This is a genomic window from Ginsengibacter hankyongi (assembly GCF_008710285.1).
Classification (GTDB): Bacteria; Bacteroidota; Bacteroidia; order Chitinophagales; family Chitinophagaceae; genus Ginsengibacter; species Ginsengibacter hankyongi.
On record NZ_VYQF01000001.1, the window covers coordinates 1,573,684 to 1,598,896 of the forward strand.

General features: G+C 36.4%; 24 protein-coding genes. 10 read left to right on the plus strand and 14 right to left on the minus strand.

Annotated elements, in window-relative coordinates; all coding sequences use genetic code 11:
- Positions 1-43 precede the first annotated feature (43 nt).
- From FW778_RS06555 to metH, 5 genes are all read left to right on the plus strand, one after another.
- Entirely contained in the window at positions 44-2,671 is a 2,628-nt protein-coding gene (locus tag FW778_RS06555) for an MGH1-like glycoside hydrolase domain-containing protein (protein WP_150413798.1), read from the plus strand.
- Between the two features lie 114 nt (positions 2,672-2,785).
- Positions 2,786-3,703, plus strand: a complete 918-nt coding sequence (locus tag FW778_RS06560; RefSeq protein ID WP_150413799.1) for a cation diffusion facilitator family transporter — start codon at positions 2,786-2,788, stop codon at positions 3,701-3,703.
- A 146-nt stretch (positions 3,704-3,849) separates the two neighbouring features.
- Entirely contained in the window at positions 3,850-5,115 is a 1,266-nt protein-coding gene (locus FW778_RS06565) for a cation:proton antiporter (protein ID WP_150413800.1), read from the plus strand.
- A 224-nt stretch (positions 5,116-5,339) separates the two neighbouring features.
- On the plus strand, positions 5,340-6,356 hold the full coding sequence (locus FW778_RS06570; RefSeq protein ID WP_150413801.1) for a homocysteine S-methyltransferase family protein: 1,017 nt from the start codon (positions 5,340-5,342) through the stop codon (positions 6,354-6,356).
- Between the two features lie 30 nt (positions 6,357-6,386).
- On the plus strand, positions 6,387-9,098 hold the full coding sequence (gene metH, locus FW778_RS06575) for a methionine synthase (RefSeq protein WP_150413802.1): 2,712 nt from the start codon (positions 6,387-6,389) through the stop codon (positions 9,096-9,098).
- Between the two features lie 36 nt (positions 9,099-9,134).
- Here metH and FW778_RS06580 read toward each other — a convergent pair whose 3' ends face one another.
- Positions 9,135-9,617: an RDD family protein gene (locus FW778_RS06580; protein ID WP_150413803.1), complete on the minus strand. Its 483-nt coding sequence runs from the start codon at positions 9,615-9,617 to the stop codon at positions 9,135-9,137.
- Positions 9,618-9,663: 46 nt separating this feature from the next.
- On the opposite strand from FW778_RS06580, the gene FW778_RS06585 reads away from it, so the two are divergent.
- The 4 genes from FW778_RS06585 (at position 9,664) to FW778_RS06600 (ending at position 11,520) form a co-directional block, all read left to right on the plus strand.
- The gene (locus FW778_RS06585; RefSeq protein ID WP_150413804.1) at positions 9,664-10,431 is read left to right on the plus strand and encodes an exodeoxyribonuclease III; all 768 of its coding nucleotides are present in this window, start codon (positions 9,664-9,666) and stop codon (positions 10,429-10,431) included.
- A 2-nt stretch (positions 10,432-10,433) separates the two neighbouring features.
- Complete coding sequence (locus FW778_RS06590; protein WP_150413805.1) at positions 10,434-10,739, plus strand: DUF4286 family protein; 306 nt, start codon at positions 10,434-10,436, stop codon at positions 10,737-10,739.
- Between the two features lie 238 nt (positions 10,740-10,977).
- Positions 10,978-11,283: an HU family DNA-binding protein gene (locus tag FW778_RS06595; protein ID WP_262714408.1), complete on the plus strand. Its 306-nt coding sequence runs from the start codon at positions 10,978-10,980 to the stop codon at positions 11,281-11,283.
- Positions 11,284-11,400: 117 nt separating this feature from the next.
- Positions 11,401-11,520 (plus strand): 30S ribosomal protein THX, encoded by a 120-nt coding sequence (locus tag FW778_RS06600; protein WP_150413807.1) that lies wholly within the window; start codon positions 11,401-11,403, stop codon positions 11,518-11,520.
- Positions 11,521-11,529: 9 nt separating this feature from the next.
- On the opposite strand, the gene pdxH is transcribed toward FW778_RS06600, so the two are convergent.
- The 8 genes from pdxH to rplM form a co-directional block, all read right to left on the minus strand.
- A complete protein-coding gene (pdxH, locus tag FW778_RS06605; protein ID WP_235906064.1) occupies positions 11,530-12,180 on the minus strand; it encodes a pyridoxamine 5'-phosphate oxidase in 651 nt (216 codons plus the stop codon).
- Between the two features lie 148 nt (positions 12,181-12,328).
- Positions 12,329-12,850 carry a hypothetical protein gene (locus FW778_RS06610; RefSeq protein WP_150413808.1) on the minus strand — a complete coding sequence of 174 codons (522 nt, stop codon included), beginning with the start codon at positions 12,848-12,850 and terminating at the stop codon, positions 12,329-12,331.
- Between the two features lie 182 nt (positions 12,851-13,032).
- Positions 13,033-13,851 (minus strand): hypothetical protein, encoded by an 819-nt coding sequence (locus FW778_RS06615; protein ID WP_150413809.1) that lies wholly within the window; start codon positions 13,849-13,851, stop codon positions 13,033-13,035.
- A 139-nt stretch (positions 13,852-13,990) separates the two neighbouring features.
- Complete coding sequence (gene pyrH, locus FW778_RS06620) at positions 13,991-14,704, minus strand: UMP kinase (RefSeq protein ID WP_150413810.1); 714 nt, start codon at positions 14,702-14,704, stop codon at positions 13,991-13,993.
- Between the two features lie 152 nt (positions 14,705-14,856).
- Positions 14,857-15,687, minus strand: coding sequence for a translation elongation factor Ts (gene tsf / locus FW778_RS06625; protein ID WP_150413811.1), 831 nt, complete (start codon positions 15,685-15,687; stop codon positions 14,857-14,859).
- A gap of 109 nt (positions 15,688-15,796) precedes the next feature.
- A complete protein-coding gene (gene rpsB / locus FW778_RS06630) occupies positions 15,797-16,702 on the minus strand; it encodes a 30S ribosomal protein S2 (protein ID WP_150413812.1) in 906 nt (301 codons plus the stop codon).
- 78 nt (positions 16,703-16,780) lie between these two features.
- Positions 16,781-17,170, minus strand: coding sequence for a 30S ribosomal protein S9 (gene rpsI / locus FW778_RS06635; protein ID WP_150413813.1), 390 nt, complete (start codon positions 17,168-17,170; stop codon positions 16,781-16,783).
- 9 nt (positions 17,171-17,179) lie between these two features.
- Positions 17,180-17,623 (minus strand): 50S ribosomal protein L13, encoded by a 444-nt coding sequence (gene rplM, locus FW778_RS06640; RefSeq protein WP_150413814.1) that lies wholly within the window; start codon positions 17,621-17,623, stop codon positions 17,180-17,182.
- 259 nt (positions 17,624-17,882) lie between these two features.
- Between rplM and FW778_RS23040 the strand changes: the two genes are divergently transcribed.
- A complete protein-coding gene (locus FW778_RS23040; RefSeq protein WP_202552093.1) occupies positions 17,883-18,035 on the plus strand; it encodes a hypothetical protein in 153 nt (50 codons plus the stop codon).
- 29 nt (positions 18,036-18,064) lie between these two features.
- Here the strand turns inward: FW778_RS23040 and FW778_RS06645 are convergent, their stop codons facing one another.
- The 5 genes from FW778_RS06645 to alaS form a co-directional block, all read right to left on the minus strand.
- Positions 18,065-19,204, minus strand: coding sequence for an AhpC/TSA family protein (locus FW778_RS06645; RefSeq protein WP_150413815.1), 1,140 nt, complete (start codon positions 19,202-19,204; stop codon positions 18,065-18,067).
- 11 nt (positions 19,205-19,215) lie between these two features.
- Complete coding sequence (gatB, locus tag FW778_RS06650; RefSeq protein ID WP_235906071.1) at positions 19,216-20,688, minus strand: Asp-tRNA(Asn)/Glu-tRNA(Gln) amidotransferase subunit GatB; 1,473 nt, start codon at positions 20,686-20,688, stop codon at positions 19,216-19,218.
- 113 nt (positions 20,689-20,801) lie between these two features.
- The gene (locus tag FW778_RS06655) at positions 20,802-21,791 is read right to left on the minus strand and encodes a PDZ domain-containing protein (protein WP_150413816.1); all 990 of its coding nucleotides are present in this window, start codon (positions 21,789-21,791) and stop codon (positions 20,802-20,804) included.
- Between the two features lie 90 nt (positions 21,792-21,881).
- Positions 21,882-22,406, minus strand: coding sequence for a GNAT family N-acetyltransferase (locus FW778_RS06660; RefSeq protein WP_150413817.1), 525 nt, complete (start codon positions 22,404-22,406; stop codon positions 21,882-21,884).
- A gap of 22 nt (positions 22,407-22,428) precedes the next feature.
- The gene (gene alaS, locus FW778_RS06665; protein WP_202552094.1) at positions 22,429-25,134 is read right to left on the minus strand and encodes an alanine--tRNA ligase; all 2,706 of its coding nucleotides are present in this window, start codon (positions 25,132-25,134) and stop codon (positions 22,429-22,431) included.
- Between the last annotated feature and the right edge of the window lie 79 nt (positions 25,135-25,213).

Consider the following 25,213-nt stretch of genomic DNA (forward strand, 5'->3'; position numbering starts at 1 on the left):
TGGCAATTTGCAATTGACCGAATAACCAACGATGATCTATAAGATGAACACAGCAGAACATAAAAGATTAAACGAAAATTCAAAGAAAGAAGTACCCTTGGAAAAATGGGGACCTTACCTGAGCGAAAGGCAATGGGGAACCGTAAGAGAAGATTATAGCGAAGATGGCGATGCATGGAATTATTTTCCACATGATCATGCAAGAAGCCGCGTATACCGATGGGGGGAGGATGGCCTGGCGGGCATTTCAGATATATATCAAAATTTATGCTTTTCAATTGCCTTATGGAACGGGAAGGATCCTATATTGAAAGAAAGGCTTTTTGGACTCAGTAATCCGCAGGGAGTTCATGGAGAAGATGTGAAGGAATTATATTATTATCTCGATAATATTCCGACGCATTATTATATGAGATATTTGTATAAATACTCGCAGTCGCAATATCCTTATGATGATCTTATTAAAAAGAATAGCGGCCTATCCAAACAAGATCCTGAATATGAAATTTTGGATACCGGAATTTTTAATGATAATAAATATTTTGATGTGTACATTGAGTATGCGAAAAATAATAGTGAAGATATTTTTATAAAGATTGAAATTATTAATCGCGGAAATGAAAGTGCTTCTCTCACCGTTTTACCAACTTTACTTTTTTATAACAGGTGGCAATATGCCGGCGAAAAAAATAAGCCCTCAATAAGCTTTATAAGCAACCGGGCTGTAAAGGCCCAACATAAATTGCTTGGCGATTATTTTCTTTATTTCCAGGAAGCTAACGAAGTTTTATTTACAGAAAATGAAACCAATTTTGAAAAACTTTTTAATAGAGAAAACAAAACTGAATTTGTAAAAGATGCATTTCATGAGGCTATCATTAATGGAAAAAATGATGAGAAGCTTAAACAAAAAAAAGATGGAACAAAATGCTCCCCTGTTTACAATTTTGAAATAAAGGCAAAGGATAGTACAGCGATTTATTTGCGGCTTACAAACACTGAAACTGCTGAGCCATTTCCTAAAAAATTTGAACAGGTATTTGAAAAACGGAAAAAGGAAGCTGATGAGTTTTATGATGCTGTAATTCCATCTAACATTTCTGAAGATCAAAAAAATATACAGCGCCAGGCATTCGCCGGCTTATTGTGGAATAAACAATTTTATCATTATGATTTGGATCGCTGGCTCAACACCAGCGATGGAATAACGCCCGTTACAGACCAAAGAAAAAATGGCAGAAACTGCGACTGGAGATACTTAAAAAACCAGGATGTAATGTCAATGCCCGACAAATGGGAATATCCCTGGTACGCAGCGTGGGACGCCGCTTTTCATAGTATTTCTTTAGCCTTAATTGATCCTGATTTTGCAAAGCACCAGTTAGTATTGTTAATGAGAGAATGGTATATGAATCCGCAAGGTCAGTTGCCCGCTTACGAATGGAATTTTAGTGATGTAAATCCACCAGTTCATGCCTTTGCCGCACTGCAGGTTTACCGAACTGAAAAAAATTTGTACGGCAAGAATGATATAGAATTTTTGAAAAAAATATTTCAGAAATTGATCATCAATTTCACCTGGTGGATCAATCGCAAAGATGCAAATGGTAATAGCATTTTCGAAGGAGGCTTTCTCGGACTCGATAATATTGGGCTTTTTAATCGCAGCATGGTGTTAGAAGGGAATATACTTTTGGAGCAGGCCGATGGCACTAGCTGGATGGGCATGTATGCGCTTGGAATGATGGATATTGCCCTTGAAATTGCTATGTATGATAAATCGTTTGAAGATGCGGGTACTAAATTCTACGAGCATTTTGTTATTATAGGCGAAGCGTTGAACGAAATGGGATTGTGGAATGAAGAAGATAAGTTTTTTTATGATGTACTTTCACTAAATAAGTCAGATGCCTTTCCGTTAAAAGTGCGATCTGCAATAGGCCTTATCCCTTTATTTGCTGTAACAGTTATTGAAAAAGAGCAGCGTGATAAATTGACGGACTTTACCAAACGTATGCAATGGTTTCAAAACTACAGAAAAGAAAACCACAACTATCTTCCCAGCCAGGATAAAAGTAATGATGATTGTATTTTATTATCAATGGTTAGTAAAGAAAGACTAACTGCCATTCTTGAAAGAGTGCTCGATGAATCCGAATTTCTTTCAAATGGTGGTATTCGTGCCCTGTCTAAGTATTACCAAGAAAATCCGTATTCATTAGATTTTGAGGGTTCTCATTATTCAATTCACTACGATCCCGCCGATTCCACATCTAACATGTTCGGGGGAAACTCCAATTGGCGCGGCCCAGTGTGGATGCCATTGAATTTTCTGTTTATTCACGCCATAAAAATCTTTGGATATTTTTATGAAGATGAATATAAAGTTGAGTGCCCTAAAGGATCAGGAATTTATCTAACGCTCACAGAAGTTGCAACGGAAATAACCAGTCGGCTCTTAAATATTTTTGAGAAGAATGAACAAAATGAACGACTGGTAAATGGGCCTTACAATTGGTTTTACCAAAGAGATGAAAACCGGGATCTCGTTCTATTTCACGAGTATTTTCATGGAGATAATTTACGTGGATTGGGGGCCAGCCATCAAACAGGATGGACAGCACTTGTGGTAAATCTATTTTATAATATGAAAAATCAATCCATGATTTAACCTTTAAAAAATTCTCTAATAAGAAAAACCAGGTTTATAAACTTTACCAAAACCGTAAATTTTGCAACTTCATCTTTGATACCTTTGCTATATACCTGTTAAATGCTAAAATAAATGGCTCATCATCATAATCATAATCACCATCACGATCATGCAATAATTCCTCCCGATCATGGCAAAGCATTTATTATTGGAATAAGCCTTAACGCATTATTTGTAATTATAGAAGTTGTTGTGGGAATTGTAAATAATTCCATGGCGTTACTTACAGATGCAGGGCACAATCTCAGCGATGTTGCCAGCCTTGTGTTATCACTTATTGCTTTTCGTTTAGCCAAAAAGAAGTCAACCGAAAAATTCACTTATGGCTATAAAAAAACTACGGTACTGGCGGCATTGTTCAACGCAGTTTTTTTATTAATTGCTATTGGCATTTTAGGGTTTGAATCAGTACGCCGATTATTTAATCCAGAGGCCGTAAAGGGTGATGTAATTGCGTGGGTGGCTGGTGTTGGCATTATTATAAACGTGGTTACTGCATTAATGTTTTTTAAGAACAGGCATGGCGATCTTAATATTAAAAGCGCTTACCTGCACATGATGAGCGACGCATTGGTTTCTGCCGGGGTTGTTGCCGGCGGTATCTTGATTGTTTATACGGGTTGGTATTGGGTTGATCCGGTAATTGGTCTTATTATTATGATTGTGATATTGGTGGGAACATGGTCCTTGCTCGCTGATAGCTTTCGGTTATCAGTAGACGCTGTTCCACCTGATATTGACATAAGTGAAATAAAGCAACTCATAGGCAACCAGGAAAACATCACAGATGTACATCATATTCATATTTGGGCACTAAGCACAACCGAAAACGCTTTAACTGCCCATATTTCCTTAAATGATTGCCTGAACTTTAATGAAAAAATGGATCTGGTTCAAAATTTAAAACATAAATTAATGCATCATAAAATTCATCATAGCACCATAGAGATAGAAACTGAATTATCTGGATGTGAACAGAAAAATTGCTAGACTGAGTTCATTTTTTATTTTACAAATAAAATCATTTAATCGTGACAGTCATAAATACCATTGGTAGTTTTCTTTGGAAAATTTTCAAGGCTGTTTTTGTGCGAAAAAAAGATTGCTGTAAATAGTTCTTATATTACAAGAACACAATGGAAATATATAATATAATTACAGTAATCATCTTGTTAGCTGCAGTTTTCGGCTATATTAACCAGCGCTTTATAAAGCTTCCGGGCACAATCGGGATAATGATAATTTCGATTATTGCATCGCTAGTTGTAATCACATTAGATAATATTTACCCAAAATTTTTTGTAAGCACTATCGAGTCAATTAAGGCTATAGATTTTAATACAGTTGTTTTAAAAGTAATGCTCAGCTTTCTGTTATTTGCTGCAGCTATCCACATCGATGTAAAGAAATTGAGAAGTGAAAGGAAAGCGATACTCACTTTTTCTACCATTAGCATTCTTATATCAACGCTCGTAGTTGGTTTTCTTCTTTACTTAACTATTTTGATTTTTGGCCTGAAGGTTAATTTTTTATACTGCCTTTTATTCGGAGCGTTAATTTCACCTACTGATCCCATAGCCGTTGTTGGTATTTTGAAAAGAGCAAAAATTCCTGCCTCATTAGAAACAAAAATAAGTGGTGAGAGTCTTTTCAATGATGGAGTTGGTGTTGTGTTGTTTATAACTTTCTACGAAGTTGCAAAAATTGGTCTCGCAAATATTTCTGTATGGAATGTTTTATGGCTTTTTGTGAGAGAGACCGGTGGTGGACTATTGCTGGGCTGGTTGTTAGGTTATTTATGTTATTGGTCTATAAAATCTATTGATAATTATGTTGTGGAAGTAATGATAACGCTTGCCATTGTAATGGGAGGTTATTCACTTGCAGGAGAATTGCACGTAAGTGGCCCGTTAGCGATGGTTATGGCAGGATTAATAACAGGAGATAAAGGGATGGACTCAGGAGTAAGTGATATTACACGGGATTACCTTGGTAAGTTTTGGGAATTGATGGACGAATTAATGAACGCAATCTTATTTCTTTTAATTGGGTTTGAAATGTTGATCGTTGCGTTTAACCTTACACTCTTTTGGCTTGGGTGCATTGCTGTGGTAATTGTATTATTTGCAAGGTTAATCTCGGTTTCAATTCCAATAATTATTTTAAAAAGTAAGAAAACGTTTGAAAATAATGCCATTCCAATTCTTACCTGGGGCGCTTTGCGTGGGGGTATTTCTGTAGCACTGGCCCTGTCTGTGCCGAAGTATATGTATGGCGATATGTTCGTTTCTATAACTTACATCGTTGTATTATTTTCAATAGTGGTGCAAGGACTTACTATTGGAAAATTTGCAAACAAGCTTCGCGAAAAAGACGAGTTAAAAAATTCAATTTCGTCATAAAGGTAGGGTAAATCCATTTTGATATATAACTGCTTTGGTCTAATTTTGCACCATCCCTGGCGGATTTGTTTATTGTTCATCCGGGGATATGCGAAAAGTCAATTAATCTGAACTAATAAACGAAACATTCTGCACCGATCTCCAGGATTTTTAATTCGTTTATCTTTTTCATTTCACTTTTGGCATCAGGTATTTTCAATTGAAGTCTATTTTAATTTTTGCAAATGAAAAAAACAATAAAGGAATGTCTCAATGAGCGCATTCTTATAATTGATGGCGCTATGGGAACTATGATTCAGCGTTATAAACTCGAAGAAAAAGATTTTCGCGGAGAAAGGTTCGAAGATTGGCATAAAGATGTAAAAGGAAATAATGATTTGCTGAGCATTACGCAACCTCAGATTATTGAGGCAATACACAAAGAGTATCTAAAAGCCGGTGCCGATATTATTGAAACCAACACCTTCAGCAGTACATCTATAGCGCAGGCAGATTATGATATGCAATCCCTGGCGTATGAGCTAAATGTTGCGGCAGCAAAATGCGCACGAAATGCAATTGATAAATTTCTTGCAGAGACAAACAGTAAAAGCGAAAAATTTATTGCGGGCGCTATTGGTCCTCTCAATAAAACATTGAGTCTTTCACCAGATGTAAATAATCCCGGCTTTCGCACCGTGACTTTTGATGAAGTGGCTAACGCTTATTACGAACAAATAAGGGGCTTGGTTGATGGTGGTGTTGATCTGCTTTTAATTGAAACAATTTTTGATACACTCAATGCAAAAGCGGCGATTTATGCAATTAAAAAATATTTCAGGAATACAAAAAAACAGGAACTGCCCATCATGATAAGTGGCACTATAACGGATGCGAGTGGACGCACTTTAAGTGGGCAAACGTTGGAAGCGTTTTACATTTCAGTGTCTCATGCAAATCCATTAAGTGTTGGATTAAATTGTGCATTGGGAGCAAAAGAAATGCGCCCATATATTGAAGAGCTTAGTGAAATTGCAGGTTGTTACACATCAGCATATCCTAATGCAGGTTTACCAAATGCATTTGGGGAATATGATGAACAACCTGAAGAAACAGCGCACATTATTGAAGAGTGGGCAAAAGAAGGGTTTGTAAATATAGTAGGTGGCTGTTGCGGAACAACCCCGGATCATATAAAACATATTGCCGAACAGGTTAAAAAATTTAAAGCAAGAGAATTGCCGGTTTTGGAAGAAGCCTGATGTATTCAGGGCTGATAAAACGAGATAAAGATGACAGAAAATAAAATTATAAAACCGTTTTTACGTCTTTCAGGATTAGAACCCTTAGTAGTTCGTCCTGAAACTAATTTTGTAAATATTGGCGAACGAACTAATGTTACCGGCTCAAAAAAATTTGCACGTCTTGTAAGAGAAGGAAATTATGAAGAAGCGCTGTCTGTTGCAAGACAGCAGGTAGAAAACGGTGCGCAGATTCTTGATGTAAATATGGATGATGCTTTGCTTGATGGCGAAAAGGCGATGACGACTTTCTTAAATCTCCTGCAGGCAGAACCTGATATCGCCAAGATTCCTATAATGATTGATTCTTCTAAATTCAACATTATAGAGGCCGGATTGAAATGTGTGCAGGGGAAATGCATTGTGAATTCTATCTCGTTAAAAGAGGGAGAAGAAAAATTTTTAGACCAGGCATTTATCTGTAAAAGCTTTGGCGCATCAGTAATTGTTATGGCTTTTGATGAAAATGGCCAGGCCGATACCAAGCAACGTAAAGTTGAAATTTGTAAGCGTGCTTATGATATACTTACTACTGTTGCAGGTTACGAGCCGCAGGATATAATTTTCGATCCTAACATTTTTGCTATTGCAACCGGTATTGAGGAACATAACAATTATGGTGTCGATTTTATAGAAGCAACACGTGAAATTAAAAAGCTGATGCCGCTTACAAAAGTGAGTGGTGGTGTTAGTAATGTTTCCTTTTCTTTTCGTGGTAACGAGGCCGTTAGGGAGGCGATGCATTCCGTTTTTTTATATCATGCTATAAAGGCAGGTATGGATATGGGAATAGTAAATGCAGGCCAGTTACAGATTTACGAACAGATTGATCCTGTATTAAAAGAATTATGTGAAGATGTTATTCTTAACAGGAGTGAAGATGGCACGGATAAATTACTTGCATTTGCTGACACTGTTAAAGCAAAAAATAAAGCAATTGTAAAAGATGAAGCATGGAGAAATGAACCGGTTGAAAAGCGTTTAAGCCACTCGTTAGTAAATGGTATTACTGATTTTATTGACGGTGATACCGAAGAAGCACGCCTTAAATACCCCAAACCTCTCGATGTAATCGAAGGTCCGTTAATGGACGGAATGAATATAGTGGGTGATCTGTTTGGCAGTGGTAAAATGTTTTTGCCACAGGTGGTAAAGAGTGCCCGGGTTATGAAAAAAAGTGTGAACTATTTATTCCCTTTTATTGAAGCGGAAAAAGAAAAGACAAAACAAGCAAATATTAAAGCTGGAATATTAAATATAGAAGGCGCTGGCCCTGCAAAAATTTTAATGGCTACAGTAAAAGGCGACGTACATGACATTGGTAAAAATATTGTTGGGGTTGTATTAGGCTGTAATGGATATGAAGTAATTGATATGGGCGTAATGGTTCCAACTGAGAAAATATTACAGGCAGCCCGGGATAATAAAGTTGCCATGATTGGCCTTAGCGGTTTAATTACCCCTTCCCTGGATGAAATGGTTCATGTGGCAAAAGAAATGAAAAGGCAAAATTTTGATATCCCATTAATGATTGGAGGCGCCACTACTTCTCGTTTACACACGGCCGTTAGAATTGCCCCCGAATTCGATAATGGGGTAGTTCATGTGCTTGATGCTTCAAGAAGCGTGACTGTTGCGGGAAGCTTATTGAATAAGGAAACGAAGCCTGCTTTTCTTTCAGCTATAAAAGCTGAATATGACAAACTGAAAAAGGACTTCGGTAACAAAAGATCTGCAAAAACATTATTGCCGTTTGAAAAGGCCCAACAAAATAAACCAGTAATTAACTGGGAAAGTTTTAACCCTGTGCAACCAACTTTTACCGGAACGAAGGTTTTTGAAGATTATGATCTTAATGAAATTTATAAATACATAGATTGGCAGCCCTTTTTTATTGCATGGGAAATGCACGGTAAGTTTCCACAAATTTTAAACGATGAAAAAATAGGCGAAGCTGCAACCAAACTCTATAATGAAGCGCAGATTTTTTTGAAAAAAATAATTAAAGAAAAGTGGTTAACCGCAAAAGGCGTCATTGGTTTTTGGGAAGCAAATGCGAGTAATGATGATACGGTTCAGGTGAAGACAAAAAGCGGTAAAAATATAAACCTTGAATTTTTGCGCCAGCAAATGGCCAAAGCTCCGGGACAACCAAATATTTCTCTAGCAGATTTTATAAAGCCGGAAAGCGATTTCATAGGCGCATTTGCTGTGTCTATTCATGGTATAGAAACTCACATAGAAAGATTTAATAAGGAGTTGGATGACTATAGCAAGATAATGTTGCAGGCGCTTGCCGACAGGCTCGCAGAAGGTTTCGCAGAATTGTTACATGAAAAAACAAGAAAAGAATTTTGGGGCTATGCCACCGATGAACATTTGTCTTCAGAAGAACTGATAGCTGAAAAATATTTGGGAATTCGACCGGCACCCGGCTATCCTGCATGCCCCGATCATACAGAAAAATATAAGCTTTTTGAATTGTTGAATGCCACCCAAAATGCTGGAATTATTTTAACTGAATCATTGGCAATGTATCCTGCGTCTTCTGTTTGTGGTTGGTATTTTGCTCATCCGGAAAGCAAATATTTTGGAGTAGGAAAAATTGCTAAAGACCAGGTGGAAGATTATGCAAAAAGAAAAAATATGCCGGTGGAAGAAATAGAAAGATGGTTAAGGCCGCAATTAGATTATGATGCTTAACGTCTATTCAGTCATAAAAAAATTTTTCTAACGATACTATTTTTTTACAACCATTGTATGGGTCCATGAATCGTGCCATGGCACACCAAACCCACTAAACATCTCAAGTGGCACCAACCTGGAAAGGCTTCTTAGCAGCGCATCTTTGAAAGATAATTCCTCCCCGTCGGTTCTTCTAGCCATAGTTCCGGTTATAAGTTTTCCAAGCGTTTGTCCTTTGAATAATTTTTCACACAGTGTATAATACACGAGATAGTTTACAATAATTATCAAATAGGATAATGCAATTAAACCTACTTTGCTATCGTCATCAACCAGCCAATACAAAAACGAAGGAGCTATAAAAAGCAACATCCTGGCGACTACATAACCTGATGCATAGGTTAATGTTAAACGCATTAAAAGATTATCAATAACAAAGTTTAAGAAACGTTGCCCTTGCGTGGCTTGCGTATATTGAAAATAAGGGTGAATGTCATTCGTAATTAAATCCTGTTGAATATCATCTGTGTTTTCCATTATTGATGTTTAATTTTACAATTATAAATATTATAAACGATTATTTATGCGAATCATTACTTATAACGTAAATGGAATAAGAGCTGCAATAAAAAGGGGGTTTATTGATTGGCTAAAAACTGATCCTGCAGATATCGTTTGTATCCAGGAAGTAAAAGCACATGAAGCAGATATAGATCGCGTTGCAATTGAATCTGCAGGTTACCGGCCTTACTTTTTCCTGGCGCAGAAAAAAGGATATAGTGGTGTGGGCATTTTAACCAAAATAGAACCTACTAACGTGGAATATGGACATGGTAAGGAACAAAGCGATTTTGAAGGAAGAGTATTAAGGGCGGACTTTGGCGATATTACTTTAATTAACGCATACTTTCCTTCGGGCACAACTGGTGAACCGCGTCAGTCTTATAAATACATTTGGCTCGATGAATTTCTTGATTACCTGAATGAACTTCGAAAAACACGAACAAAAATAATTGTGTGTGGAGATTATAATATTGCGCATAAGGATATAGATATTCATAACCCTGTTTCAAATAAAAAGACCTCTGGATTTTTGCCTGAAGAAAGAGCGTGGCTTGATAAATTTATGAATAACGATTTTGTTGATGGCTTCCGGCATCTTAATAAAGAGCCGGATCACTATACGTGGTGGAGTGTGATGCGGCCTAGTACAAGATTGGAAAACAAGGGCTGGAGAATAGACTATATCAATGTTTCAACAAGCCTTCGCGATATGATTAAAGATGTAAAAATTTTTCCTGAGGTAAAGCACAGCGATCACTGCCCGGTGTATCTCGAACTTAAACCCTGAATATGTTTGTATATAATATCACCATAAAAGTTGATAATAATATTGAAGAAGAATGGCTGCGTTGGCAAAAAGAAATTCATATTCCTGAAATACTTGCCACAGGATTTTTTTATGATCACCGTTTTTTTAAATTGCTTGATCAGGATGAAAGTGAAGGAAAGACCTATGTTATACAATATTTTTCATTAGAAAAAAAAGACTACGAAGAATATATTCATGGTTATGCGCCACTTCTTCGTGAGAAAGCTTTCTTAAAATGGGGAAATCAATTTATTGCATTTCGAACGCTTCTAAAGACTGTGCAGTAATTGTTGGTATAATTTATTATTGTTCACTCTACATACAACTATTCTATAAAACCCTTTACTGTAAAGGATTTCCGAAAAAAATAGTGAAAAATTTCGGACGTTATCTTTTAATAAAAAATCAATTTTTTGGTAAAGATCTTTTTGCGATTTGATGTAAAACCTTTGCCAATTGCGGATTTCAGCAAAAGAAGTTTAAAAAAAAAATTGTAAAAAATTTCGTTGCAATGAAAAACCTTATATATTTGTTGCAGTTAAAAAATCAAATAAAAATATTATGAACAAAGCTGAACTAATCGCCAAGATGGCCGATGATGCAGGAGTTACCAAGACACAAGCAAATGCTTCTTTAGATTCTTTTGTAGAAGCTGTTACTAAAACCTTAAAAGGCGGAGGCAAAGTTACCCTCGTTGGTTTCGGTACTTTTTCCGTAAGTAAAAGAGCTGCCCGCAATGGTCGCAATCCTCAAACAGGAGCTGTTATTAAAATTAAAGCCAAGAAGGTTGCTAAATTTAAGGCAGGAAAAGAATTATCAGCGAAAATCTGATTGTTGGTAAAATTTTTACAAAGCAAGATGCATTTATGTATCTTGCTTTTTTTTATGTAGTTGTTAAACAACTGCACCTATTTGTAACTATAATATTTAACTATAAAAAAATCTTTCATGGGACGTGGTGATAAAAAAACAAAAAAAGGAAAAATATTTAAAGGCTCTTTTGGAAAATCCAGGCCTTCAAAAACCGTAGCACCGGCTAAAAAAAGCGCGGCAAAAAAAGAAGCTTAAGTTTAGTCTTTAAGGAGCGAGTCTTTCAATGATCCATGAATCTTTTTCATTGATAATATATCGTAATCGATCGTGAAGCCTGCCGGGTCCGCCTTGCCAAAACTCTATTAAGTTAGGTTTTAAAATATATCCTCCCCAATGAGGAGGCCGATTAATTTCCTTATCTGAGAATTTTTCAGAATACCGGGTAAAATTATTTTCGAGTACTTCGCGATTTTTTATTACCTGGCTTTGCGGAGAGCTCCATGCCCCAATACGACTTTCAAGCGGGCGTTTTGAAAAGTATTCATCACTTTCCTTTTCACTTATTTTTTCAACCGTTCCTTCAATTCTCACCTGTCTTTCCAGTTCTTTCCAAAAAAACACAAGAGATGCGAAAGGGTTAGCGTTAAGTTGCCTGCCCTTGTTACTTTCATAATTTGAAAAAAATACAAATCCATCTTTGTTAAACTCTTTCAATAACACTATCCGTGCGGTAGGCTTACTGTCACGGGTACACGTAGCAAGCGTCATGGCATTTGCTTCATCAATAGCGCTTTCGTTTATTTCGTGCCACCACTTTTCAAATTGCTTCATAGGGTTGCCATCAACGTCTTTTTCGAGAAGAGATTGCAAACGATATTCTTTTCTCAGTCCTGCTAAGTCTGTAGTTATTTGCATTTTTTTTTAAAATAGGTTTGATAAAACAATACACGAAATTAACGAACGTACAACTTATATTCTATTGAATTAAAACGCTGAGATGTATAAAAGAAAAAAAAGCACCTGCTAAAAAGGTGCTTTAAAAAAATAAAGAAACAATTTTAATTTAAGCCGGCGGGTTTGTGTTGGTAAGACTACTATTACTATTATCGGGTGTAGTGGAACCGGTAGTTGTATTGTCGTGAGTATTAATTTTGCTTTCTATATTTTTCTTCATGGTGTTAAAAGTGTCTTTTAAATTATCTGTTGGCGACCGGAAAATATAAGCAGATGCTAAAACGCCTATGGCTGCTAATCCACCAATATAAACGCCAAAACCTATTACGGATCCGAAAATAGTATTGCCTGATGCATCAATCAAATAATACAAAATAATCAGTATAGGTATTGCTCCTGTAACTAAAGTAATGGTCCACATACTGGTGTCAAAATTCTTAGTTTGATCCCCTAAAAGGGTAATAATGCCCGCCACGACAAAACATAGAAAAATAAATATTCCACTACCATGCATACCATTCACGCTACCTAAGAATGGTATTGAAACCCATGGTAAAAACATGGAAATGACACCAATTGCGGAGGCAATTAAAACAAATTTTCTTTGCTTGTTCATTGTTTGAAAATTCATAAGTGTAAGTTTAGAGAGTGAGATAATTAAATTACCAACTGAATATTAAAGGCATGAAACATAGGTCGATCCGAAAATTAAAAAATTGTTTATTATAAAACAAGGGAGGGATTTTGCAAACAAATTCGTTAATTAGATAAACAAAACAATTCAGATCATTGCTTATTCATCAAAAGGAACATTTATCCTAAAAGGCGCTTTTCAAGGTAAGATTTTAATTTTGATTTTTCCTGTTCGCAGATGGCAAGTTTGCTTTCCAGCTCCCCAAGATGAGCAAGGCGCATTTCAAGATTCATATCTTTTTTATTAAGCTCAAGCATCCTTCTTCTCAGTTCATCGGCATCACTTTGCAATTGAACATATTCTTTTTGCAGCATAGAATATTTTTCGCGGATGGTTATTTCAGAAAGTAATAGCTGCTCCAATTCTTTTTCACGTTCTGTTGAAGCTACCAGTTGTTTTTGCAAAAGTTCTATCTCGTTTTGAAGGGAATTGATTTCATATAATTTGTTTTCATATTCACTTTGAAGTTGAGTGCTACGAAAATTATTCTCCGAAAATTCCTGAAGTTTATTGTCTGCCTGTTCCAACATCTGTTTAGTAACATCAAGTTCGTTTTCAAGTTTTTCTTTTTGCTCATTTTCTTCATAATACATTTCTTTCCAGTCTTCTTCTTCCACCCTAGCTTTCTTCTGATAGATGGCTTCATCCGCGCTTTTTGGCGTATTTAAATCCTCCAAAATTTTTAAACGTTGTTGAAATTTTGAAAGTTGTATCTGATAAAATGTATTACTATCCTCTACCGATTGTACTTTGTTTTTTAATGTTTTAAGAGACTCCTTTTGAAGCGGTCCTGTTTCGGCGCCTGCAGGATTTTTGAAAAACCCCAAAAAATATCTTTTATCAACAGGCAAAAACTCATAAGAGCTAACGATCATACGGTAGGCAAATATGCTGCACACAATAAGAATAGTAAAGGATATTATCCACCATACCCACATAAGCATGCTTTTTAATCAGTAATAAAAACAATAATTATTCCGGGGATTACATCCTGAAGGACTTCATAGGTATTGTTTGCTGAATTTCCAGGTTGGTCAAGTCAGCCGTTAAAAAAACGAAGTGTAAATTAAGTAAATATTATCCAGAAACCAAAGTTCCAACTTTTTCACCCGTAACTACGCGATGTAAAGTTCCGGGGGTATTCATATCAAAAACAATAATAGGCAACTGATTTTCCATGCAAAGGGTAAAAGCTGTCATATCCATCACCTTTAAATTCTTAGAAATGCATTCTGCAAAAGTTATGCTTTCAAATTTTTTTGCTAGGTTATCTTTTTCGGGATCTGCCGAATAAATACCATCGACCCTTGTGCCTTTTAAGATAACATCCGCTTTTATTTCAATGGCTCTTAGCGAGCCAGCAGTATCCGTAGTGAAATAAGGATTTCCGGTACCAGCGCCAAAAATAACAACCCTGCCTTTTTCCAAATGCCTGATAGCCCGACGGCGAATGTATGGTTCTGCAATTTGTTCCATTTTAATGGCGCTCTGTAGCCGTGTATAAACACCAATTCTTTCCAAGCCGCTTTGTAGGGCCATGCCATTAATAACGGTCGCCAGCATTCCCATATAATCTCCCTGGGCCCTTTCAATGCCGGTTTCAGCCTCGTTCATGCCTCGGTAAATATTTCCGCCACCAATTACAATAGCAACCTGTACGCCTAATTCGGTTATCAACTTTATATCCTGGGCGTATTGTGAAATCACCCGCGAATCAAGACCGAAATTATTATCGCCCATTAAAGATTCGCCGGAAAGTTTGAGAAGGATTCGTTTAAACCTGGGAAGCATGTGCGGAAATGAAATTTTTGTTTAGCGGGGCGAAGATAATGGATTTATTATAGGAAAGAACTTCATTTTCATTTTGCACAATCAATTCCATAAAAAAAGAGCTGCGAAGCACAACTCTTTTTTATGGAATGAAACTCTTTTGATAAATGCGATTAAGAACCTAAAGCCACTCTTTTAAATTCTGTCACTTTTAAATCTGCGTCTACGCTTTTCAGGTAGTCCGCAACAGATTTGTTATTATCCTTTACAAAAGCCTGCGCAAGTAAAGTACTTTCTTTAAAAAATTTATTGATCTTACCCATCGCAATTTTTTCAGCCATTTCGGCCGGTTTTCCTTCAGCTTTTACCTGTTCAATTGCTATATCTTTTTCCCTGGCTATTGTTTCAGCAGGCACTGAAGCCTGGTCAATGGCAATAGGGTTCATAGCTGCAATTTGCATGGCAACATCTTTACCTGCTTCCTCAGCTTCTTTGCTTAGGCCAACCAAAACTCCCATCCTGTAAGAGCCATGAATATATGCGGCCACATAAGGCGCTTCAACTCTTTCAAACCTTGAAACACTTATTTTTTCACCAATCTTTGCAACTTGTCCATCTATTTTATCTGCAATTGATTCGTTACCGATTTTGACTTTGTTAAGCTCTTCAACGCTTTTTACATCGTTTGCAACTGCCGCATCCATTATAGATTGTGCAAATTGAATATAATCAGCATTTTTACTTACAAAATCTGTTTCGCAGCTTACGTTAATAATAAATCCTGTCTTATTGTCTTTTGAAGTTTGTGCAATAACAACACCTTCCTTAGCTTCCCTGTCTCCACGAAGCGCGGCTACTTTTTGACCTTTTTTTCTTAGATAATCTATTGCAGCTTCAAAATCGCCATCAGATTCTGTTAATGCTTTTCGGCAATCCATCATTCCGGCACCGGTTTGCTGTCTTAATTTATTTATGTCTGCTGCTGTTATCGTTGTTGTACTCATTTAATTAAATATTTTTTTGAACTATGTATTCAATAGTATAATAATAAAATTTAATCATCCCAAGGTTGATCAAATGATATTGGAAAAACAAAAATGTTTTTGAAATTAATTACCTGCGCCCACCGGGTCCACCAGGCCTGTTACCGCCAGGGCCAGCACTTGCTACACGGCGTTTTTGAGGGCCAGCTGGCCCACGACCTTTGCCACCGGCGGGTCCACCACCTCTGCGACGTTCTTTTTCCTCGTCAGTACCCAAATCAAATTTTATAGCATCTCTGTTTGTATCATCAGCATTCTCATCTGTTTCCTCGGTTTTCTCAGCTTGTCTTTCTGCAAGCCCTTCTGCTATTGCTGCAATAATATAATTCGTAACTATAGCAATTGATTTTGTAGCATCGTCATTTGCCGGAATGGCAAATTCCACTTTATTTGGATCACAATTGGTATCAACCATGCCAAACGTAGTAATGTTAAGTCTTTTTGCTTCTGAAAGTGCAATATGCTCATGACCTATATCCACAAGAAATAAAGCTGCGGGAACACGGCTGATCTGCGCAATACCACCCAATACTTTTTCCATTTTTTCTTTATCGCGGGTAAGCGTAAGGCGCTCTTTCTTTGTAATGCTGTCGAGTGTGCCATCATTTAGCATCTTTTCAATGCTTTGCATTTTCTTTACGCTTTTACGAACGGTATTAAAGTTTGTAAGCATGCCACCGAGCCAACGCTCCGTTACAAAAGGCATATTAACTCTTTTAGCTGCTTCAGTAACAATTTCCTTAGCTTGTTTTTTGGTAGCAACAAACATTATTTTTTTACCGCTTTTGGCAATTGACTTTAATGCGGCAGCAGCTTCCTGCATACCTTCTACAGTTTTATTGAGATCTATAATATGAATACCTTTTTTCTCAGCAAAAATGTAAGGTAACATTTTAGGATTCCACTTCTTTTTTAAATGACCAAAGTGAACTCCTGCTTCTAAAAGCTGCTGTTGTAAAGAAGTATTATTTTCCATTTATTTATTATTAAGTTGTTTATTAAATAGTAACAATTGTGCAAGAAACATTTGTATTCAGAAATAAGACCAGTTTCCTTATCTTTTGCTGAACTGGAAGCTTTTTCTTGCTTTTTTCTTACCTGGTTTTTTACGCTCAACAGACCGTGGATCCCTGGTGAGTAAACCTGCTTCTTTTAAAGCGGGCCTATACTCCGGGTTTACCTGTAATAAGGCACGCGCAATACCTAGTTTTACCGCTTCAGCTTGTCCCTTTACACCGCCGCCGGTTGCATTTACGACAACGTCAAATTTATCGGCTGCTTCAATACTTTTGAATGGAGCTTCTACCTGGTTCTGCAAATAAACAAGAGGAAAATAAGTTTTATAATCCTTGCCGTTAATGCTGATGTTTCCATCACCTTTAGAAAGAAACACCCGTGTTACTGCTTCTTTTCTACGACCTACTGCATTTTTTTGTTTTTCCATTATATTAAATTAGAAAGTTAAAGGTTTAGGGTTTTGCGCAGTATGTGGATGATCTGAACCAACATACACAAATAATTTTTTGTACATTTTGCGTCCAAGACGATTTTTAGGCAACATTCCCTTTACAGCTCTTTCAATTATAGCATCCGGTCTGCGCTTTAAAAGATCTCCAGCGCTTTCCTCTTTCTTACCACCGGGATACCCGCTGTAATTAATGTACATTTTATCTTCCAGCTTGTTGCCGGTAAATTTTACTTTGTTGCAATTGGTAACAATAATAAAGTCCCCACAATCAACATGAGGTGTGTAATACGGTTTGTTCTTACCACGGAGAACGGACGCTATTTTAGCGCACATGCGACCAACGGTTTGATTAGTGCCGTCAACAATGTACCAGTTTCGTTGTACGGTAGCCTCGTTCGCATGTTTAGTGGTGAAATGTAATTTGCTCATTTTTAATTTTTATTTATTTGCCGCTATCCCGGCAATTTTTTAAAGGAGTGCAAAGGTAGGGTGAAACAGCTTAATTAAAATCTTATTTGGCAACATTTTTTTATCATACCCTTCTAACTAATTGATTATCTATAAAAAATTTGCTTGAAAAATTTGTCGGGCTATATTTTTAGATATTGAAAAGCAGAATGATAATTATTTCAGAAGGAATTTTACTTAAAAAGTCATTAACCTATATATTTGCATAAATTTTTACCTGATGAATGAATCTCAATCCACCGCTCCTTACTGGCTTTACTTTTTTCTTTCAGTAATAGGAATAATATTGATGCTTGTTTTTGTAAGGGAATATTTTTGGATGGCGCTTCCTTTTGTAGTTACCACTTTTTCAAAAGCACTTAGAATTATTTAAGAATTTCTTTCTTCATTTCCTTCGGAAATTTATTTCAAGACTTCATTGAGCTTATTGATTAGATCAGGGCCACGTAATGATGTTGCTATAACTTTACCTTTTGGATCAATTAATACATTGTAAGGGATGCCTTCTACGCCATACAGTGCTGCTGCTTCACTATTCCAGAATTTCAGATCGCTAATTTGTTTCCAAACCAGTCCATCGTCTTTAATTGCTTTCAGCCATTCTTTTTTATCCTTATCAAGCGACACACCGAGGATAGTAAAATTTTTATCTTTGAACTGCTTATAAGTGGCAACCACGTTAGGATTTTCCTCCCTGCATGGGCCACACCAACTTGCCCAGAAATCAACCAACACATATTTACCGCGTAATGAACTTAAGGTGAAGGGCTTTCCGTCAACATCAGGTAAGGTAAAATCCGGCGCAGTTTGCCCTTCTGCAATTTGAGTTGACTGCGATTGACTTTGGGGCTGATTTTGCGAAGCAGTATATTCCTGAAATTGTTTTGCAATTTCAGCGACTGCAGTTTGATTGGGGTATTTTTTTTGCAACCCTGTGATAAGCGTTTTTACACTATCCATTCCAATTTCCTGGGAATAACCCAATGCAAACATTGCAACGATCGGGCTTTTGGTAGTATCAATATATTGGTACAGAAAATTTTTATACCATGTGTAAGTTGTATTAAAATAGTTCTGCGCCTGCATTGTGAGGCTATCATTATGTTGTTGCTCGATTTCTTTTAAGTTGCGGTCTTCTCCTATTAAAACGGTATGTGCAGAATCTAAAAGAATGAGAAATTTTGTAAGAGAAATGTTAGCAGGCGTATTGAATCTTGCAGATTGTAAGGTCGAGTCTTTTACATCAGCATTAAAATCGATTTCTGGTTTATCATTAATAAAAATATAGCCCGCGGTCTTTTCAAATCTAAGCCTGTAAAGGCCCTCTTCAGGTGCTGTTGCTTTTACTTTGAAAATTCCTTTGCTCATTTCAACAGTATCTAAAACCTGCGGCGGCTGCTGATTGAAAGAAATTTGTTCCAGGTAAACTTTTTGGTCAGGAGCGCCTTTTAACTCGCCATTTACTGTAAACGTCCCTTTCTTTTGGGTACTGCTACACGATAATAAAAGGAACGAGCTTATGAGAATTATTATACTTTTCATAGAGATTGAAATTATTGATTTAGTTTTTGATTTAAAATTTGATTTACGGCTTTCATATCGGCTTTGCCTTTGCTTAATTTTTTTATTTCACCTGAAAATAAGCCTATTAAATTTTTTTTGCCTTTTTTATACTCCAAAACTTTATCCGGCATTTTGGATAAAACTTCATCTACCCAGGTGTTGAGTGAGTCATCATTTTTTTCCTGCAATACATTTAGCTCTTCTGCAATTTCAATGGGTTCTTTTGCTGGATACTGCAATAAAACGGGAAAAATCTTTGATGCAGCAATACCAAAGCTCACACTTTCTTTTTCAACTATTTCTATAAGCTTTGCAAATTTTTTGGGTTTAACCGGGAGATCTTCAATTGATGTATCGCTTTCGTTTAAATAAGACTTAACAGGGCCTAAAACCCAATTGGCAGCCGCCTTGTAATTTGTTGTGTGGCTAATTATATTTTGAAAAAATGTGGCGGTTTCCCTATCGTCGCTCAGTACTTTTGCATCTGCTAACGGTAAAGAATATTCGCTGATAAACTTCTTTTCCAGCGCTGCCGGCAAATCGGGCAAAGACTCTCTTATTGTTGTAATTTTTTCATCAGTAATAAGAAATGGTGTAAGATCAGGTTCGGGAAAATAACGATAGTCATTAGCCTCTTCTTTAGATCTTAATGAAAATGTAGTTCCGTTTGAAGCGTCAAAACTCCTCGTTTGCTGCATAACCTCCTGCCCGGTTTCTATTAAATCTATGAGCCTGTTTATTTCATAATCAATGGCTCTCTTTACATTTCTGATAGAGTTAAGATTTTTAACTTCTACTTTGGTGCCTAATTTTTTTTCACCTTTTAATCTAACAGAAACATTCGCATCACAACGCATACTTCCTTCTTCCATGTTGCCATCGCATATTTGAAGGTAGCGCACAATCTTTCTTATCTCTGTTACATACGCAAATGCCTCTTCAGCAGTATGCATATCAGGCTCAGAAACTATTTCAAGTAATGGAACACCGGCCCGGTTCAGATCAATACAGGTATATTTTTCATCTATATCATGAATGCTTTTTCCTGCATCTTCTTCGAGGTGAATTCTGTTTAATAATATATTTCTTTGAACACCTTCCACATTAATTGTAACATATCCATTTTTGCAAATAGGAGTTGTATGTTGCGAAACCTGGTAGCCTTTTGGAAGATCGGGATAGAAATAATTCTTTCTTGCAAAATAATTGTTGCGGACTATTTCGCAGTTAAAAGCAAGTCCCAGTTTAATTGCATAATCAATAGCTTTTTTATTCATCACCGGTAAAGTGCCAGGATGTGCCAGTGAAACGGGGCTTATATTGGTATTGGGGGTACTTCCAAACCTGGTACTATCACCACAAAACAATTTGCTTTTTGTAAGCAACTGCGTATGTACCTCCAGCCCAATCACTGCTTCATATTTTTCAAAAGACGACATGGCTGCGAAGGTATGAAAAGACATTTCCATTTTTGCAGAAGAAAATATAAACAAAACAAAAAGCTGCCCGAAGGCAGCCCGTTTTATCAAAACTAAAACCCGTGAGAATATTTAAGTTATTGGATTATTTAATTGTTTTACAAATTAGCGCTATTAAGCTTCTTCGGAATTTTAACTTCAAAGTTCATCTCAGAATTATTGCGCATAGCCTTAATAGTTAAATTTTGATTTTCTTCCGAATCATTCACTTTGTCCATTATTTCATCAACGCTGTTTACTTTTTCACCATTGAATGATGTAATAATATCATCCTTTTTAAGGCCTGCTTTATCTGCGGGGGAACCTTCTTCAACGTTTAGAATTTTTACACCGCTATTATTTTCTGTGTCTTCAATTTTCAAACCCAGCTTAGGCTTGTTATCATATCTGAATTTAAAAAAGTTATTGTTGTTCATCCCCGGCATGGGCGGCATTTTGAAATTAAAATCGTTGTTCCCCATGCCTGGCCCAAAGTTTTTATAAATAGAAATTTTTTTATTTCCTTTTGTTTCTCCCAATTTTACTTTTACATCTTTCTTTCTCTTATCTCTTGTATAATAAACCTTCACTTCATCGCCTGCTTTATGAGATTTTACAGCATCCATTAAGTCTTCAGGAGAGCTGGTTTCTTTGTCTCCCAGTTTGGTAATAATATCTCCTTTGAGTAAACCCGATTTTTCCGCAGCACTTCCCTTAACTACTTCATTTATTTTTACACCTTCATCTGATTTTTCGGTTAGCACTCCTAAAAAAGTATGTGGAGATGAACTCTCATCGTCATTTTGAAACAAATCAAAATTCATTGACTTATTATCAGGGGTATATAAAAAGTTTTCTGATCTGCGATTCCTTAAATCTCTTTTCATGATAGTTACATCACTATCATGATACTCAGATAAGGGTTTCCCGTTTACGGTAATACTATCGCCATCTACCTGGATGGTCATTTTGTTATCCTTATCGCCATTTTTGCGGATAATGATTTCTTCAGTTTTTTTCTCTTTAGGAGACGGATTTTGGGCCCACAATTGGGTTGTGAAGACACTTCCAACTATTAAGGCAGTCATCAAAAAAATATTCTTTTTCATTGTAAAAGTTTTTAAATACGAAATGTTTAGTAGAACAAAAGTAAAGACTTTTACGGAACTACGAAACCTTTCGCAAATAATTACTTTTGTTTAACAAATGTCTGTGGTTTCAGGCAGGGAAAGTGTATAAACTTTTACGGGTTGCCCGTCTATAATTTCATCCCTGGTAAATTTCATCCCAATTTTTTCCAGCACTTTTATAGAAGCAATGTTCTCAACATGAGCCATGCCGGTTATTACTTTAATCTTCAAATCTCTTAAGCCGTAAATGAGTGTGTATTGTGCTGCTTCTGTTGCATAACCCTTTCCCCATGCGGTTTTCAATAAGCGGTATCCAAGGTCAATTATACCTGTTTCCTTAATATATTTTAAACCGCACCAGCCAATAAATTCATAATCGGCTTTAGTATGTATTGCCCATCTTCCCAGGTTTAACTTGTATTGAGGCAATATAAAGTCTGTGAGAATTTTTTTTGCCTGCTCCTCATTTTCAAGAACAGGTTCATGAACATATTTTACTATTTCCGGGTCGCTGTTTAATTTATAAATAAGCTTTGCATCTGCTTCAGTAAAGCGCCTGAGGAATAAACGTGGGGTTTCAAAAATTACATGCATGTATAAGCAAGCTTTGTAAAAATTAAAGAAGGCTTTTTACTTTTTCAATTACATCATTAAGCTTCGATGCGTCTTGTCCGCCGGCAGTAGCAAGCGTTTTCTGGCCGCCGCCGCCACCTTTAATTAATGGAGCAATATATTCTTTAATAATTTTTGGCGCTTCAAGATTTTTAGAAGCAGCTACAGTATCATCGAGCATTACCGCAACATTTGGTTTGCCATCAATGACTGCAGCCAAAACAATTACATAATTTTTTAATTCAGTTTTTAAAGAGAAACAAATCTTTTTTAAAGCATCAGCATTAGGAACATCAACCAACTGCCCGATAAAATTTATATCCTTAATCTTTTCAACCTTTTGTAACAAATCATTTTTTATTGAAGACAATTGTTTTGCTTCCAGCTTTTCCAATTGTTTTTTTAATTCATTATTTTCTGTGATAAAATTTTCAACTGCTTTATTAATATCTTTTGGGTTTTTAAGGCTTTCACGAATGTGATGCATTGCCGTAAATTCCTTTTGAATATAATCTTCTGCTGCTTTGCCGCTTAAAGCTTCTATCCTGCGGATACCAGCGCCAACAGCAGTTTCAGCAATAATTTTAAAGAAACCTAACTCACCGGTGTTGCCAACGTGAGTACCACCGCAAAGTTCGATTGAATAATCAGCATCCATTTTTACAACGCGAACAGTATCGCCATATTTCTCGCCAAATAAAGCCATGGCGCCGGTTTTTAATGCTTCCTGTTTTGGCATCTGCTGTACAATAACGGGGACGTTTAAACGAACTTTTTCATTAACGAGTGATTCAACTTTTCGTATTTCTTCATCCGTAACTTTTGCAAAATGAGAAAAATCAAAACGTAAATATTCATGATTAACCAAACTTCCTTTTTGTGCAACATGATTGCCTAACACTTTACGTAAAGCTGCATGCATTAAATGTGTAGCACTGTGGTGAACGGCAGTTTTCTTTCTTTTATCGACATCAATTTTTGCTATAACTTTTGTGTCAATATTTGCCGGGAGCTCATTTGTAAAGTGAATGATGAGATCATTTTCTTTCTTTGTATTTACAACCGGAATTTTTTCATCATCAAAAATTAATACACCTGTATCGCCCACCTGGCCGCCACTTTCAGCATAGAAGGGAGTTTTATCCAAAACAATTTGATACAATTCTTTTCCCTGTGATTTTGTTTTGCGGTATTTTAAAACTTTGCCTTTTGTTTCATAAGTATCATAGCCAACAAATTTTGATCCTTCGGCATTGCTTAGGATTATCCAATCTTCTGTATCAACAACAGATGCGGCACGGGAACGGGTTTTTTGTTGAAGCATTTCTGTATTAAAACCCACTTCATCAACTGAAAATCCGATACCGCCAAACTTTGTTTCTGAAGCAATTAGTTTTGTTAGATCAAGAGGAAATCCATATGTGTCGAATAGTTCAAATAATAATTTTCCATCGAGGATAATATTGTAGGAGCTACTTTTTTCTATTATGCCTTGTTCAATTTTTACAATCAAAGAATCTCTTTCTTTTTTGAATTGTTCATCAAGCCTTTTAAGACCTTTGTCTAACGTTCTCAAAAAAGCATCTTCTTCTTCTTTAATTACTCGTGCAACAAAATCTTGCTGCTTGAAAAGTTCCGGAAACACATTTTTAAATTCTTTCGCTATCACCGGGACCAATTGATACAAAAGTGGTTCCCTATAGTAAAAAAACGAATAATAATAACGAACTGCTCTTCTCAAAATTCTTCTAATTACATAACCGGCACCTATATTGCTTGGCAACTGCCCATCTGCGATGGTAAAGCTAATAGCACGTATATGATCTGCAATAACTCGAAACGCGATCCCTTCCTGCAAATAAGACTGGTAAGGTTTGTTAGTAATATGTTCAATTGCTTCAATCGTTCCCGAGAAAATATCCGTATCGTAATTGCTTTGTTTATTTTGTATAACTCTTACCAATCTTTCAAAACCCATTCCGGTATCTACGTGCTTTGCGGGTAATGGTTCAAGGCTTCCGTCTTTCCTGCGGTTGTATTGAATGAACACCACATTCCAAATTTCTATTACCTGCGGGTGGTCATTATTTACTAAAGATTTTCCGTCTGTTTTTTTTCTCTCTTCATCCGTTCTTGAATCAATATGAATTTCTGTACATGGCCCGCAAGGCCCGCTATCGCCCATCTCCCAGAAATTATCTTTTTTCTTTCCCATGATGATCCGGTCTTCAGCTATCCACTTTTTCCAAAAAGAAATGGCTTCTTCATCTTTTGGTAAACCCTCTTTTGCATCACCCTCAAACACGGTAACGTATAAACGCTGTTTATCAATTTTATAAACCTCAGTAAGTAATTCCCAGGCCCATGCAATCGCTTCTTCTTTAAAATACGGTGCAGGATTTTCGGTTGAATTTCCAAAGCTCCAGTTGCCCAGCATTTCAAACATAGTGTGGTGATAGGTATCCACACCTACTTCTTCCAGGTCGTTATGTTTACCGCTGACGCGTAAACATTTTTGCGTATCAGCAACCCTTGTGTAAGAAGGTTTTTTATTTCCCAGGAAATAATCTTTGAATTGATTCATTCCTGCATTGGTAAATAATAAGGTAGGATCGTCTTTTATAACAATGGGAGCAGAAGGGACAATTGTATGTCCTTTCGATTTAAAAAAATCAAAAAAATGTTGTCGTATTTCTGCGCTCTGCATCATGCTCTCGTGAATTTTAAGATTAATTTGTAGGTATTATGAACTTACCTTTGCGTGTTATAAAATTTAAGATGGCAAAGGT

Bases quoted from the DNA above. Each gene is read 5' to 3' on its own strand.
- FW778_RS06555 (WP_150413798.1), top strand. From the start codon at position 44: ATGAACACAGCAGAACATAAAAGATTAAACGAAAATTCAAAGAAAGAA.
- gatB (WP_235906071.1), bottom strand. From the start codon at position 20,688: ATGTCTTTTCATACCTTCGCAGCCATGTCGTCTTTTGAAAAATATGAA.
- FW778_RS06610 (WP_150413808.1), bottom strand. From the start codon at position 12,850: ATGAATTTTCAAACAATGAACAAGCAAAGAAAATTTGTTTTAATTGCC.
- FW778_RS06590 (WP_150413805.1), top strand. From the start codon at position 10,434: ATGTTTGTATATAATATCACCATAAAAGTTGATAATAATATTGAAGAA.
- FW778_RS06570 (WP_150413801.1), top strand. From the start codon at position 5,340: ATGAAAAAAACAATAAAGGAATGTCTCAATGAGCGCATTCTTATAATT.
- tsf (WP_150413811.1), bottom strand. From the start codon at position 15,687: ATGAGTACAACAACGATAACAGCAGCAGACATAAATAAATTAAGACAG.
- rplM (WP_150413814.1), bottom strand. From the start codon at position 17,623: ATGAGCAAATTACATTTCACCACTAAACATGCGAACGAGGCTACCGTA.
- pdxH (WP_235906064.1), bottom strand. From the start codon at position 12,180: ATGCAAATAACTACAGACTTAGCAGGACTGAGAAAAGAATATCGTTTG.
- FW778_RS06580 (WP_150413803.1), bottom strand. From the start codon at position 9,617: ATGGAAAACACAGATGATATTCAACAGGATTTAATTACGAATGACATT.
- alaS (WP_202552094.1), bottom strand. From the start codon at position 25,134: ATGATGCAGAGCGCAGAAATACGACAACATTTTTTTGATTTTTTTAAA.
- FW778_RS06560 (WP_150413799.1), top strand. From the start codon at position 2,786: ATGGCTCATCATCATAATCATAATCACCATCACGATCATGCAATAATT.
- FW778_RS06600 (WP_150413807.1), top strand. From the start codon at position 11,401: ATGGGACGTGGTGATAAAAAAACAAAAAAAGGAAAAATATTTAAAGGC.
- FW778_RS06615 (WP_150413809.1), bottom strand. From the start codon at position 13,851: ATGTGGGTATGGTGGATAATATCCTTTACTATTCTTATTGTGTGCAGC.
- FW778_RS06645 (WP_150413815.1), bottom strand. From the start codon at position 19,204: ATGAAAAGTATAATAATTCTCATAAGCTCGTTCCTTTTATTATCGTGT.
- FW778_RS06655 (WP_150413816.1), bottom strand. From the start codon at position 21,791: ATGAAAAAGAATATTTTTTTGATGACTGCCTTAATAGTTGGAAGTGTC.
- rpsI (WP_150413813.1), bottom strand. From the start codon at position 17,170: ATGGAAAAACAAAAAAATGCAGTAGGTCGTAGAAAAGAAGCAGTAACA.
- pyrH (WP_150413810.1), bottom strand. From the start codon at position 14,704: ATGCTTCCCAGGTTTAAACGAATCCTTCTCAAACTTTCCGGCGAATCT.
- FW778_RS06585 (WP_150413804.1), top strand. From the start codon at position 9,664: ATGCGAATCATTACTTATAACGTAAATGGAATAAGAGCTGCAATAAAA.
- FW778_RS06660 (WP_150413817.1), bottom strand. From the start codon at position 22,406: ATGCATGTAATTTTTGAAACCCCACGTTTATTCCTCAGGCGCTTTACT.
- metH (WP_150413802.1), top strand. From the start codon at position 6,387: ATGACAGAAAATAAAATTATAAAACCGTTTTTACGTCTTTCAGGATTA.
- FW778_RS23040 (WP_202552093.1), top strand. From the start codon at position 17,883: ATGAATGAATCTCAATCCACCGCTCCTTACTGGCTTTACTTTTTTCTT.
- FW778_RS06565 (WP_150413800.1), top strand. From the start codon at position 3,850: ATGGAAATATATAATATAATTACAGTAATCATCTTGTTAGCTGCAGTT.
- rpsB (WP_150413812.1), bottom strand. From the start codon at position 16,702: ATGGAAAATAATACTTCTTTACAACAGCAGCTTTTAGAAGCAGGAGTT.